We start from the raw sequence: 13,083 nt of genomic DNA, 5'->3' as shown, positions 1-13,083 counted from the left end.
CAGCTGTGTTTTAATCCCGGCATCATGGTAGGGAAACCAAGGTATTTCAGGGTATCCGCCCTTCAGGCAATATGCCTCTTGCTTAGTGTTTCTGTTCTTTTTCTCCTGGCCTCCTGTGCGAGGCCAGGCCAAGCGGCCTTGAAAGTCGTAAAGCCGGCGCAGGGCGCGATACAGCAGACAATCCTGGTCGTAACGACACGCGAACCCGACAAGCTGGGCAATAACGGGTTTACCAGCGAAAGGTCGCAAGACCCTACCTATCTCCGTCTGGTCGTTTCGGTTCCGCCGGGACATAGGCCGGGCATGATCGAATGGCCGAGTGGTATGCCGAATGCTGCGTCTTCCTTCGCCGTGATCGAAAGCAAAGTCATTTCACACGAACAATTCGTTGGTATGGCTGCCGCTAATCGCTCGGCATTGGTCTTTGTCCACGGCTACAACAACAATTTCCAGGAAAGCCTGTTCAGGCTCGTTCAAATATCCGCCGATGCCGATGTCAGAAGCACGCCCATATTGTTTGCCTGGCCATCCCGCGCGAATTTCTCAAGCTACCTTGCGGACAGGGATTCCAGCAATTTCTCACGCGATGAACTCGTCCAGACGCTGGAGGATCTCGGCACCGGAAAAGTCGAGACCACGATTTTGGCCCACAGCATGGGAAGCTGGCTGACCGTCGAGGCCCTGCGGCAACTGCGCCTTCAATCCAGCAATCGTGCGCTCGGCCAAATCGACCAAGTGATACTGGCCGCGCCCGATGTCGACATCGATGTTTTCCGAAAACAATTAAAAGTCGTGGGCAAACTGAAAAAGCCAATCATCGTACTGTCCACACAGGACGACCTGGCACTCGCGACCTCACGCTGGCTCGCAGGTGCCTCGGCAAAGGTCGGGGCGCTCGACATCGAAGATCCCCGCACCATCGCACTGGCCGAAGAACGCAATCTTCAAATCATCGATATCAGCGATGTCAGGGCTCAGACGAGGATAAGACACGACAGGTTTGTCACGCTTGCAACCATGTTTCCCAGAATACCCTTGCGGGCCTTGACGGGCGGGAGGGTCGGAACAGGTACGCTTTCCGCCGCGTCGGCGAGTTCGGAAGATGGACGTATCCTGAGACAGGCGATTGAACTGCTGGACGAGGAGAAAGATCTGGCGCCACCACGCAAATCCGCCGTTTCAACGCAATAAAGAGAGAGGAGAGCGACATGGAAAGACATCGCAGATTATTTCTTCAGCTCATCGGCACATTGATACTTGTACCAGGTGCAGCTTCCGCGCAGACAGCGGGATCGCGTGCTCCCGTGGGCAGGCGCCCCCCGCCGCCGCCGAATCTGGAAGAAAAAGCTCCACCTTCCCGGAAAGGCTATCGATGGGTTCGCGGAAGATGGGTGTGGAGCATCCGGCGCAGCAGATATGTCTGGGTGCCCGGACGCTTTCAGCGCTACCGGTCATAGGACGAAGTCCGGCCATCAATGTTGACCCCAAATCGAGGCTATATCACCTATGGCCGATGGGCGTTGCTGCGCTTTATTTTCTCCTCGGCATCCCGACGGTGCGCGGCGCCGAAGAGAGGCAGGAGTTGCCAGAGCGCGGAAACGCCTATCAACGTATAGGCAATCCGGGCGAGGATGGCACCGGGGCCTCCTAACAGCAGCCCGACAGGATCGAACTGGAAGAGACCGATAAGAAGCCAATCCAGTCCCCCAATAACAATGAGGGTCAACATAATGACGTTCAATGTACGCATCTTGCCAATCCTATCCACAAGACGAAATTTCACCTTGGCTTTCAGTTCTCCAAGCGAACTCAACAGATCTGCGCTGCTCAGTTAGGCCGGCTCTCTCGCAGGCTTCCACAGCTTGACTCTCAGCCGGAACTTGCGGTTTCGGGGCCTGAAAGGACGGTCGCGATCCATTTCGTAGAGGCGGCCATCGAACAGAAAACGATGAAGGCGATCAAAATCGGAACCCCTATGAACGCTCCCGCCAGCCCCCACATGAAACTCCAGAAGAACACAGCAAATATGACCGCAAAAGGAGATATGGCCAGGGATGCGCCTGCCAGCCTCGGCTCAAGATAACTGCCGATGATGAACTGTATGATGTTGAGGCTCGCGAATATGAGCAAGGCAGGTTGCCATGTATCGAACTGGGCAATGGCAAAGAGGGTTGGCAGGGTCGTCGCCAACAGCGGCCCCAGAAACGGAATGTAGTTGAAGGCAAATGCGATGACACCCCAGGCCGCAGCCAGTTCCAATCCCGCACCGATAGACAGGAGCCATACGAGCAACCCCGTGAGAATGCTGGCGAAGGTCCGCACCAGCATGAAACGGCGAAATTTCATGGCGATGATGCGGTTCGCGTCAAGAATGATCTGGCCGTAGGGCTGTGCCGCCGGCAACCGCAAACGCACGGCGAAATCCCCGACCTCCAGAAGCCCGAGCATGACGAAGATCAGCACCAGCACGGCAAAACCACCGAACCGATTCAAGCGGCTCACTGTTCCCTGCATGACGGACAGAAGCCTGGAAACATCGAACCAATCCGCAATCGGCCGGGCTATTGCAATGCCATGTTGCTCCAGCCAGTCCACAGCCGCCGAATAAGCGACCTGCAGACGGTCCGCATTCGTGAACAGCCACTGTCCCAACCGGCTTAATCCCCAGGCAAGCGACGAGCCGATCACGGTGATGAAGCCGATCGTGATGATGAGTGTGATCAGCAGCGCCAGCAGGCGCGGTAGCCTCGTCTGCAAGGCGACCTGGCAGGGCCACACGATCGCGATGATGAACAGGGCGAAAAACAGAGGCGCAAAAACCGACTGCGCCACAAACAAAAGAGCAATAACGAGAATGCCGGCAATCAGCATACCTGTCATCGGCCTGCGTGGCGCTTCCGGCATTTTCCGCTCCTGATAACTGCCAGACGTCTTCGGCACCGGCATGAATTTATTTCAAAGAATATTCTTGTGGATGCGGCCATCTTTCATGATGAGGGACAGGGACTTCTGAGGATCTTCCAGCAGACCGATATCATCAAGCGGATTACCGTCGACGACAATAATATCTGCCAATGCTTCCGCTTCGATAACACCAAGCTTGCCGGGATAGGGATTGCGGAAACTGGAAAGCGCCAGCAATTCGGCGTTGCCTGATGTCGCCATCCGCAGGATTTCCGCATTCGAGTACCAGTTACTCAGATGTGTCAGCATGAAGTTCTGACGTGGCCCGAGCTGGGGCGAAAACAGGACATCGGACCCCCAGGCCGTCTTTATCCCGTACTTCCGGGCAAATTCATAGATTTTCGGCGTACCGGCAAACAGTTGCTGTATGCGCTCCAATCCCGGTCCGCTCTGCGACGCGGCGTCCTCCATCGTCAGGAAAGGTTGCGTGCTGAGCCATGCGCCCTTGTCGGCGATCATTCTCGCCGTATCCTCGTCGATCAGATGCGCGTGCTCGATACAGGCAACACCCGCAGCCAGCGCACGTTGAACCGCCCGAGGTGTATAGGCATGGGTCGCGACATAGGTGTTCCAGTCGCGGGCGACCTCGACCGCAGCTCGAAGCTCTTCCTCGCTGAATGTCGTCATGTCGAGCGGACTTCGGGGAGAAGATACCCCTCCGCTTCCCACCATCTTGATCTGCGAGGCTCCCTGGAGCAATTGCTCCCGGACCCGCAACCGGATATCGCCGATACTGTCGACGATTGCCGATGCGCCCATCAATTCGCTTGAGCTTAACTTCGCTCCATCCCTTGGGATTTCCGTCGGCAGACGTAGATCGCCGTGACCGCCTGACGTCGTTATCATTGCCCCGCACGGGAATATGCGCGGGCCGGAGATGATCCCCCCATCCACGGCCTGTTTGAATGAGAATACGGGCCCGCCAAGATCGCGCACGGTCGTGAAGCCGCGCAGAAGCGTCCGCTCGGCTTCCGCCGTCGCCGCCGCGAAAATGATGCCGGGGTCACCCGCCAAAAGGATATTCAGGGGAACCGCCGCAAAAATCGTATGCCAATGAGCATCGATCAAACCCGGCAGCAGAACACCATTGCGGCAATTTATGACAGTCGCATCTGCCGGTGCGGGATTGTTGGCCGGGTCAACCGCGGTGATTTTACCGTTCTCAACAAGAACCTGCACACCCGTCTGGACTGTACTCGATTTGCCGTCGAAAAGACGCATCTCGCGGAACGCAAATCTTGATGGAGCATCTTGAGCAGTAGAAGGCTTCGGCATTCCGCCTGAAAGCGCCGCAGCTCCAAGACCCACCAGGAATCCACGTCTCGACAGGGCTTCCAGCCGACGCGAAACGATCTGCAGTGAAGGATTGAAGCAGGCACACCCGGAATTATGGACCAGATGGCTATATTTCTGTCCTAAACTTTGCATGAGACTTGGTCTCCCCAATAGGGTCACCCACCATCGCTGTCATGGCGGCATCCCGATACGGCAAATCAGGGAGCGCGGTTGTTTCCTATGCGCTCCCGGCAGTTTCGTGAAACACCTCAATAGTCGACGGCATCACGGACAATCGGGCACGTCATGCAATGGCCGCCGCCACGACCGCGCCCGAGCTCCGCACCCGTGATCGTAATAACCTCGATACCCTCCTTGCGCAGCAGGGTATTGGCGTAGGTGTTCCGGTCATAGGCGTAGACGACACCGGGTGAAGCACAGACGAGGTTTGGGCCACTGTCCCACTGGGTTCGCTCGCGCATATAGTCGTTGCCGCCGGTCTCCACCACGCGCATCTTTTTCAGGCCGAGGGAATCCCTGACAGTCTCAACAAAGCTGCCCTTGTCCTTGTGCAGCTCCACCCCGCCATTGCCATCCGGGCGGAAGGAAAAGGCCTCAATACCATTGACGATATCCGGATAGAGCAGGACGCAATCGCGGTCGGCGAAGGTGAAGACCGTATCGAGATGCATGGCCGCGCGCAGCTTGGGCATGGCGGCGACAATCACGCGTTCCGCGGCCCCCTTCTCGAACAATGCGGCAGCGACCTGACTGATGGCCTGGCGGGACGTTCGCTCGCTCATGCCGATCAGGACATTGCCTTTGCCGATCGGCATCACGTCACCGCCTTCCAGTGTTGCAAGGCCCCAATCCTTGGTCGGGTCGCCCCACCAGACATTGACGTTCCCCGCAAAGTCCGGGTGAAACTTGTAGATCGCAGTCGTAAGGATCGTTTCCTCATGACGCGCAGGCCAATAAAGCGAGTTGAGGGTGACGCCGCCATAGATCCAGCATGTCGTGTCACGCGTGTAGAGCGTATTGGGCAAAGGCGGCAGAAGATATTCGTTAACACCCGCAGCATCGCGGATCAGTGCGAGCTGCGCCCCGCCGAGGCTGTCAGGAAACTCATAGGTCGACAAACCGCCGATCAGCGTTTCGGCAAGTTCCCGGTCTCCCAATCCCTCGAGATATGACCGGACCTCATTGATGAGCCCCAACCCTATCTGATTGGGCACAACCTGATGATCGAGAATCCAGGCCTTTGCTTCCGGCACGGCGACGGTCTGCGCCAGGAGATTGTGCATCTCCAATACCTCGACACCTCGATCGCGCATTTTCGTCATGAAGTCGAAATGGTCGCGCTTGGCATTTTCAACCCACAGGACGTCGTCAAAGAGAAGCGCGTCGCAATTGCTCGGTGTCAGTCGCTGGTGCGCTCGGCCGGGCGCGCAGACCATTACCTTGCGCAGTTGCCCAACTTCGGAATGAACGCCAAAAGCTGTCGTTTGTGTCATGACCTTCGCCTCTCCGTTTAGGGTGTGATGATACCTGTCAGCAAACCGTAAGCCCCAACCAGACCTCCGATGAGCGTCACTGCAAACACGATGAGTTCAGCCGGCGTGAACAATGTGAGCTTCTGCTCCCGTCGCGCCCAGAAATAGAGAACCGTGCCCGGAACGAACAACACCGCAACGAGCAGGACATATTTCAAGCCCGCGGCGGCAAACATGAAGAGCGTGTAGACAACGGCGACCCAGGCGAAGAACTGATCGCGCCCGCGTTGTTCCGGTGTCGTCTCGTAACCCTCACCCCGGCGAGCCAGCAAAACGCCATAGCCGGCAACGAGAAGATAGGGCAAAAGCGCCGTCACGCTTGTCATGTCGAGCATGACGTTGAATGCATCTCGCGACCAATAGGTCGAAATGACGAAAAGCGAAACGACGATATTGGTGAGCCAAAGAGCGTTGGCCGGCACCCTGTTGCCATTCTGTGCAGCGAAGATTTTCGGCATGTCCTGCGACTTGGCCGCGGCAAAAAGCACTTCGGCACAAATGAGAGACCAGGCCAGATAGGCACCGAGAACGGAAACCAGGACACCAATGGAGATGAACACGGCACCCCAATGCCCCACGACCGCTTCAAGAACGCCCGCGATGGAAGGCTGCTGAACCGCCGCAATGGATGATTGCGGCAATACGGCATATGGCAGCAGGGTTACGGCGACCATGAGCCCTGTAACGCCAACGAAACCGAGGATGGTCGCCGAGCCGACATCGGACCGTTTCTGGGCGAAACGGGAATAGACGCTTGCCCCCTCAATGCCAAGGAACACAAAGACGGTGATCAGCATCGTGTCCCGCACTTGGGCGATCAGCGATTTAGCCGGCATGTCTGCGCCACCGAAAAAATTCTCGGAGAACTGCGTGTAGTTGAAGAAGACGATCAGCGCCACGATGAAGACCAGGATCGGGACAATCTTGGCAACGGTGACGATCGTATTGATGAAGGCTGCCTGCTCCACGCCTCGCAGGATCATGAAGTGAAACAACCATATGCCGATAAGCGACACGATGATCGCCGTGGCACTGCTTCCATCACCAAAGATTTCGGGGAAGAAGCGTCCCAGGGTGGAGCCGATCAGAACCCAGTAGAAGACGTTGCCAAGGCAACTGCCGAGCCAATAACCGAAGGCGGAAAGGAAACCCATGTAATTTCCAAACCCTTCCTTCGCATAGGCAAAAACGCCGGAATCTATGTCAGGTTTTTTCTCGGCGAGAGCCTGAAAGACACGCGCGAGCATATACATGCCTGTCCCGGCAATGGCCCAGGCGATTATCGCGCCGAAAGGTCCCGTGGCAGATCCGAAGCGACCCGGAAGATTGAAGATACCGGCCCCCACCATGGAGCCGACAACCATTGCCGTTAGCGAAAATAACGTGAGTTTCTGTTGCGGCGCTGCCATAGACCTACCTCCAACCAAAGTATAAATCCAGATTCAAGCATGCAATAGACAAGAAAAATCGCGCAGTGAATCATACATTCACGGCAAAACCCTATATAGTCATGTATCCTTTTGTAATACTAAATATAACCGCGAAAAACCCGAAACTTAAAATCGCGAAAACAATCAATTCCACATAGTTAAATATCCCAACACCCTGCTCATTCCTCGCCATGAGGAAAAGAACGGTGCCCGGAACATAGATCAAGGTTGTCAGAAGAAGATATTTCACCCCTGCCGCATAGATAAGTCCGGAAGTATAGATCAGGGCCAGGAGTGACTGTATCGTTTCAGCACTATTGCGCCCGGCCTGTGCGAAAGGGGAATCTCCCTGCAAAGCCGTTTTCACTCCAAATGCCGCGACGAGAAGATACGGTACAAGGATCATGGAGCTTGTCATTGCGACGGCGAGCATGAAGGCATAGTCGGAAAACATCGACACGATCAGGAACAGCTGCACGATAATGTTCGTCAGCCAAAGCGCATTGGCCGGAACACCGGAACTATTTTCCCGAGCCAGAAACCTTGGCATGGTCTGATGCGTGGCGGCGGAGTGGAGGATTTCCGCCGCCAGCAGCACCCAGGCGATGTAGGCGCCGGCGACGGATATGACCAGGCCGATGCTGACGAAGATCGCTCCCCACGGCCCGGTGACAGCCGCCAGCACCCCTGCCATCGACGGGTTGCGCAATTGGGCAAGCTCTTCCTTCGGCATCACCCCATATGAAAGCAGCGTGATGGCCAGCATCAGGGCCAGAACGAACAGAAAGCCGCCGACAGTGGCGGTGCCGACATCGGTGCGTTTTCGCGCATATCTCGAATAGACGCTCGCGCCCTCTATCCCGACAAAAACGAAAACGGTGACCAGCATGGTGTTTCTGACCTGGCTGGCAAGCACCCCCAACCCGGCCTCATCCACGCCCCAAAAGCTTTCGCGAAAGGTCTCCCAGTCGAAAGCCAGCAAAACCAGCAGAAGAAACACGAAGATCGGCAGAAGCTTGGCTATTGTCACCACCGTATTGAGAGCCGTTGCCTGCCGGATACCTCTCAGGATCAGACTATGAAACACCCACAACAAAACGGACGATGTGGCAACCGCAACCAGAGTGTTGCCGTCACCGAAGGCCGGGAAAAACAGACCAAGCGTCGATTTCACCAGTATGAAGTATGTGACGTTTCCAAGCAGCGCCGCCGCCCAGTATCCAAGCGCCGACAGAAACCCCAGATAGTTGCCGAAGCCTTCCCGCGCATACATGAAGATACCCGCATCCAGATCCGCGCGCCGCTGCGCCAGCGTCTGGAAAACGAGAGCCAACATAAGCATGCCAATTCCGGCAATGGTCCAGGCGATAATCGCGCCAAGCGGGCCCGTTGCCTTTCCGAATGCCTGCGGTAACGAAAATATCCCGGCTCCGACCATCGAGCCGACCACCATCCCGGTCAACGTCACCAGCGATAACTTTGCTTCACCATGTACGGCCATCGCTCATTCCCCCTCGCCAACCTTGGTGTGTTGTGGTTGTGCACTCCCTCCGAACCAGGATGACTTGATCCTCTCCCGCATGGTCTGAACGAGGATGTATAGAAGTGGGATGATCAGGATACCGACCAAGGTGCCAACCAGCAGGCCACCAAAAATGGAGACGCCGATCGCCTGCCGGCTTGCCGCCCCCGCCCCGGCCGCAAAAACCAGTGGAAGCACACCAAGCACCGAGGCCATGGCTGTCATGAAAACCGGCCGGAAACGCTGGAATGTCGCCAAACGAGCGGCCTCGGTGATCTCCAGCCCCGCCTCTCGCCGTTCCTTGGCAAATTCGACGATCAGAATGGCATTTTTCGCCGCCAGTCCTATCAGGAGAACCAGTCCGATCTGTGCGTAAACATTCAGATCGAGGCCCGTGATCAGAAGGCTGAACAGCGCCCCGGCCGCAGCTGCACATACGGAAAGTATGACGGCTAACGGCACCGACCAGCTTTCATATTGGGCGACGAGAAACAGGTAGGTGAAGACTATTCCCATGATGAGCAGGGCTGCGGTTTGCGCTCCAGCCTGCCGTTCCTGCAATGCCAGCCCGGTCCATTCGAAACCGAACCCCGCAGGAAGCGTCTCGGCGGTGACGCTCTCCATCGCAACCAGCGCGTCTCTCGTGCTCACGCCGGGGCCCGGCTGGCCGTTGATCGAGGCGGCGGGAAAAAGATTGTACCGGTTGATGGAACTTGGGCCGTATATCGTCGAAACGGATGCCACCGCCTGTATCGGCACAAGTGCATTGTTTGAAGACCGCACCCTGAGGCGCTGGATATCCTCGACACGAGACCGGAATTGGGTGTCGTTCTGCAACCGCACCTGAAAGACACGGGAAGAGAGATTAAAATCATCGATATAGGCGGAACCAAGCTGTGTCTGCGCGGCACTGAAAATAGCCGCCGGTGACACGCCGTACAGCTCGGCCCGGTTCCGGTCGATATCCATGAACAATTGTGGAGAGTCTGCCGAGAACGTGCTGAACACCCCGGCGAGTTCGGGCGATTGATTGGCCTTGCCGATGAGACCCCGCATGACCTGGGCAAGTTCGCCTGGCTGCTGTCCGTCCCGCGCCTGCAGCCGGAAATCGAACCCGCCGGTGGTACCCAGTCCGGGAATTGCTGGTGGATTGAAAGCAACGACTGACGCGTTGGAAAACACGGTAAAATCGTGTCTCAGCTTCGCCAATATTGCATCGGCGCTTTCGTCCGGGCTGCGCTCGCTCCAGGGCTTCAAGGCTGCAATCACCATCCCGGCATTCGACCCGCCTCCTCCAATGAGACTCATGCCTGAAATACCGATGACATTTTCAACGCCGGGCGTGTTGCGCAGGATTGTCTGGACCTGTGACACCGTCTGCTGCGTCCGCCCGATCGCCGCAGCATTGGGGAGCTGGATATTTGTGAAAAGATAACCCTGATCTTCCGAGGGGATGAAGCCTGTTGGCAGCACCCGTACCAACGCATAGGTCCCCGCGAAAATCCCCAGGATGACCAGGATTGAAATGGCGACGCGCGTCGACAGTGCCAGGAGCATCCGGATGTAAAAATCTCTGATCCAGCCCAGTGAATAATTGAACCACTCAAAGATCTTCGGCCGGTGCGTCGCCGGCGGCTTCAGCAGCATGGCGCATAGTGCCGGGCTGAGCGTGAGGGCGTTAATCGTCGAAAAGCCGATCGTCACCAATATCGTGACGGCAAATTGCCGATAGAGCTGTCCGGTTATTCCCGGCAAAAAGGACACGGGCACGAATAATGCCCCAAACACAAGTGTCGTTGCGATGATCGGGCCGGTAACCTGCTCCATTGTTTTGAGCGTCGCGTCGGTAATCGACAACCCGTCTTCCTGCATGACGCGCTGCGCATTTTCCGCCACGATGATCGCGTCATCCACCACAAGGCTGATGGCCAGAACCATTGCGAACAATGTAATCGTATTTGCCGAATAGCCGATGAAGTAAAGAACGGTAAAGGCTCCGATCAACGAAACCGGAATCGTAAGCGTTGGGAGAATTGTCGCCCGCCAATCCTGCAGGAAGATATATACAACGGCGACCACCAGAACGAATGTAATGGCAAGGGTTATTATGATCTCTTTGATCGTTGCATTGAGAAAATTTGTTGTATCGAAAACGACCGTATAAGCGATATCTTCGGGAAACTGTTGCTGTAAACGCTCCAGTTCGGCCCTGGCGGCCTGCGATACCGACAATGCATTCGCATCAGCCGATTGATAAAGAACGATCGTCGCACTCGGCCTGCCGTTGAAAGTCGATACAGTGTCATAGGACTGCGCACCAAGCTCAACCCTCGCCACGTCACGCAATCTCACGATTGCACCATCGGTATTGGTTCGGACAACGATGTTCCCAAATTCCGAAGGGTCGCTCAACCTGCCCTTTGCCAGTATGGTAAGTTGCAGTTGCTGTCCATCTGCGGTTGGTGGCGAGCCAATCTGACCCGCTGACGCCTGAGCGTTCTGAGCTTGGACCGCGGCGCTCAGATCGGCCGCGGTAACACCGAGAGCCTCCATGCGATCGGGATTCATCCAGATGCGCATGCTGTAGGCAGGACCGAAGACGCCAGCATCTCCAACACCCGAGATACGCGCCAATGCATCTCTGATGTTGATCGAGGCATAGTTGCTGACAAAGAGCTCGTCCCTCGTGCCCTTCGGCGAGTAGATCGCAACCCCCATCAACATGCTTGACGACCGGCTTCTGACCGTGACGCCTGTCTGCGCAACGGCCGCAGGCAATCGCGGCGTTGCCGTCGCCACCCTGTTTTGCACGTTGATCTGTGCAATTTCCGGGTCTGTCCCGACAGCGAATGTAACGGTCAGCGAATAGGTGCCGTTGTTGGTGCTGGAGGAAGACATATAGAGCATGCCTTCAACGCCATTCACCTGTTCCTCAATCAGCGCGCCGACACTTTCAGCCATGACATTGGCGTTAGCGCCGGGATAGGTCGCGGAAACCTGTATTTCGGGGGGCGTGATTGGCGGAAACTGCGTGACCGGAATCTGTGTCATCGCAAGTGCGCCGGCAATCACCATGACAATCGCGATCACCATCGCAAAGCGTGGAAGCCGGATGAAGCTTCCGGGGCTCATCATGGCTTCGTTCCAGCACTACTGATATCGGCGGGCATCACTTTGAGCGACATGCCTTCCGCGACGCTCTGGAGATTGCCTGTGATAAGCCGTTCACCGCCAACGAGGCCTTCCTCTACGATCCAGTTCCCCGACATTTCGCCATCAGCCTTGATGCGGCGCAATTCCGCGCGGTCGCCCGTACCGGCGAGCAGCACGTATTTCCCATCTCGATCCTGTTGCACGACCTCCTGTGGAACCACCGGTTTCATCAGAGGTTCTCCCTCACTCACGACAACAGTCACGAATTGGTTCGGCAAAAGCAAAGCGTCCGGGTTCGAAAACAGCGCCCGCACCGCAAGCGTCCCGGTCTGCATATCAACCTGATTGTCCAGAAACTCGATTTCACCCGTCTGAATATAGATTTGGCCGTTGGACAAACGCAGGTTCGTCTTGAAGTGTTTGGCGAGCTCCTCCTTGGAAGCTCCCCCGGCTGCGGCGCGCAGATCGAGAATGGAGCGGCCACTCACCGAAAAAACGACACGAATGGGATCCATCTGGACGACACGGGCAAGCGCTGTTGTCGTATTGCCCACGAAGCTACCCACCGAAACATGTGAGACGCCTATTCTTCCCTGGATCGGCGAAGAAATCCTCGTGTAGCTGAGGTTCAGCTTGGCTTGGTTCACCCTGACATCGGCCGAACGCAGACTGGCGGTTGCGGAATCGCGTGCAGCCTGACTTTGCTCAAGCACGGCCTGGGAAACGCTGCCTCTCGCAAGCGAAAGGTTTCGGTTCAGGCTCTGTTCGGCATTGACGAGGCTCGATTGCGCGGCCTCGCGCGCAGCCTCCGCATCGTCCAAAGCCAATTGATAGCCTTCTTGTTCGATCACGAACAAAGGCTGGTCTACAGTGACCAGCTGCCCTTCCTGAAATATCCTTTGTTTTACAAACCCCGGCACCCTCGCGAGGATATCAACCGAATTTGCCGCTTCCACGCGACCAACAAATTCGTATCTCGGAGAGACATTCATCAATTGTACTGGAAGAACCTCTACGCTTTGAAGTGACTGTGCGTTGAGATCAAAAGAAATCGCCGAGAATAACAAAGCCCCGCAAAGCCATCTCAACTTTAGGATAAGGATAAAGTAATACTGACGCATTCAACTCACACTCTACCACTCTAGCTGGCAAGTAACTCGCCGGCTATCTACTCGGACATAGAGTC

General features: G+C 56.3%; 10 protein-coding genes. 2 read left to right on the top strand and 8 right to left on the bottom strand.

The annotated features are described in order from the left end of the window. Window positions 1–138: 138 nt before the first annotated feature. Both AC5YUO_RS09715 and AC5YUO_RS09710 read left to right on the top strand, forming a co-directional pair. The gene (locus tag AC5YUO_RS09715; protein WP_496153151.1) at window positions 139–1,191 is read left to right on the top strand and encodes an alpha/beta hydrolase; all 1,053 of its coding nucleotides are present in this window, start codon (window positions 139–141) and stop codon (window positions 1,189–1,191) included. Between the two features lie 17 nt (window positions 1,192–1,208). Further along, entirely contained in the window at window positions 1,209–1,457 is a 249-nt protein-coding gene (locus AC5YUO_RS09710; protein WP_496153150.1) for a hypothetical protein, read from the top strand. A 47-nt stretch (window positions 1,458–1,504) separates the two neighbouring features. Here the strand turns inward: AC5YUO_RS09710 and AC5YUO_RS09705 are convergent, their stop codons facing one another. The 8 genes from AC5YUO_RS09705 to AC5YUO_RS09670 all read right to left on the bottom strand — a co-directional run bounded on the left by AC5YUO_RS09705 (window position 1,505) and on the right by AC5YUO_RS09670 (window position 13,018). Beyond that, window positions 1,505–1,813 (bottom strand): DUF378 domain-containing protein, encoded by a 309-nt coding sequence (locus AC5YUO_RS09705; RefSeq protein ID WP_496153149.1) that lies wholly within the window; start codon window positions 1,811–1,813, stop codon window positions 1,505–1,507. Window positions 1,814–1,869: 56 nt separating this feature from the next. Continuing rightward, window positions 1,870–2,904, bottom strand: a complete 1,035-nt coding sequence (locus AC5YUO_RS09700) for an AI-2E family transporter (RefSeq protein ID WP_496153148.1) — start codon at window positions 2,902–2,904, stop codon at window positions 1,870–1,872. Window positions 2,905–2,955: 51 nt separating this feature from the next. Then, window positions 2,956–4,392 (bottom strand): metal-dependent hydrolase family protein, encoded by a 1,437-nt coding sequence (locus AC5YUO_RS09695; protein WP_496153147.1) that lies wholly within the window; start codon window positions 4,390–4,392, stop codon window positions 2,956–2,958. A 116-nt stretch (window positions 4,393–4,508) separates the two neighbouring features. After that, a complete protein-coding gene (locus AC5YUO_RS09690; protein ID WP_496153146.1) occupies window positions 4,509–5,753 on the bottom strand; it encodes an arginine deiminase in 1,245 nt (414 codons plus the stop codon). A gap of 17 nt (window positions 5,754–5,770) precedes the next feature. Then, a complete protein-coding gene (locus AC5YUO_RS09685) occupies window positions 5,771–7,201 on the bottom strand; it encodes a basic amino acid/polyamine antiporter (protein WP_496153145.1) in 1,431 nt (476 codons plus the stop codon). A gap of 91 nt (window positions 7,202–7,292) precedes the next feature. Further along, complete coding sequence (locus AC5YUO_RS09680; protein ID WP_496153144.1) at window positions 7,293–8,723, bottom strand: basic amino acid/polyamine antiporter; 1,431 nt, start codon at window positions 8,721–8,723, stop codon at window positions 7,293–7,295. 3 nt (window positions 8,724–8,726) lie between these two features. Next, window positions 8,727–11,879 carry an efflux RND transporter permease subunit gene (locus AC5YUO_RS09675; RefSeq protein WP_496153143.1) on the bottom strand — a complete coding sequence of 1,051 codons (3,153 nt, stop codon included), beginning with the start codon at window positions 11,877–11,879 and terminating at the stop codon, window positions 8,727–8,729. Then, window positions 11,876–13,018: an efflux RND transporter periplasmic adaptor subunit gene (locus tag AC5YUO_RS09670; RefSeq protein WP_496153142.1), complete on the bottom strand. Its 1,143-nt coding sequence runs from the start codon at window positions 13,016–13,018 to the stop codon at window positions 11,876–11,878. Before AC5YUO_RS09670 ends, AC5YUO_RS09675 begins: the two co-directional genes overlap by 4 nt. Between the last annotated feature and the right edge of the window lie 65 nt (window positions 13,019–13,083).

The sequence above is a fragment of the Agrobacterium sp. LEGMi-208b genome (assembly GCF_059511785.1).
Note: the sequence above shows the minus strand (reverse complement) of the source record. Positions and strands in the feature narration are given on the sequence as shown.

What these genes read in the sequence shown, in the direction of transcription:
- AC5YUO_RS09690 (WP_496153146.1), bottom strand. Translation starts at nt 5,753, where the DNA reads ATGACACAAACGACAGCTTTTGGCGTTCATTCCGAAGTTGGGCAACTG.
- AC5YUO_RS09695 (WP_496153147.1), bottom strand. Translation starts at nt 4,392, where the DNA reads ATGCAAAGTTTAGGACAGAAATATAGCCATCTGGTCCATAATTCCGGG.
- AC5YUO_RS09700 (WP_496153148.1), bottom strand. Translation starts at nt 2,904, where the DNA reads ATGCCGGAAGCGCCACGCAGGCCGATGACAGGTATGCTGATTGCCGGC.
- AC5YUO_RS09680 (WP_496153144.1), bottom strand. Translation starts at nt 8,723, where the DNA reads ATGGCCGTACATGGTGAAGCAAAGTTATCGCTGGTGACGTTGACCGGG.
- AC5YUO_RS09710 (WP_496153150.1), top strand. Translation starts at nt 1,209, where the DNA reads ATGGAAAGACATCGCAGATTATTTCTTCAGCTCATCGGCACATTGATA.
- AC5YUO_RS09675 (WP_496153143.1), bottom strand. Translation starts at nt 11,879, where the DNA reads ATGATGAGCCCCGGAAGCTTCATCCGGCTTCCACGCTTTGCGATGGTG.
- AC5YUO_RS09670 (WP_496153142.1), bottom strand. Translation starts at nt 13,018, where the DNA reads ATGCGTCAGTATTACTTTATCCTTATCCTAAAGTTGAGATGGCTTTGC.
- AC5YUO_RS09685 (WP_496153145.1), bottom strand. Translation starts at nt 7,201, where the DNA reads ATGGCAGCGCCGCAACAGAAACTCACGTTATTTTCGCTAACGGCAATG.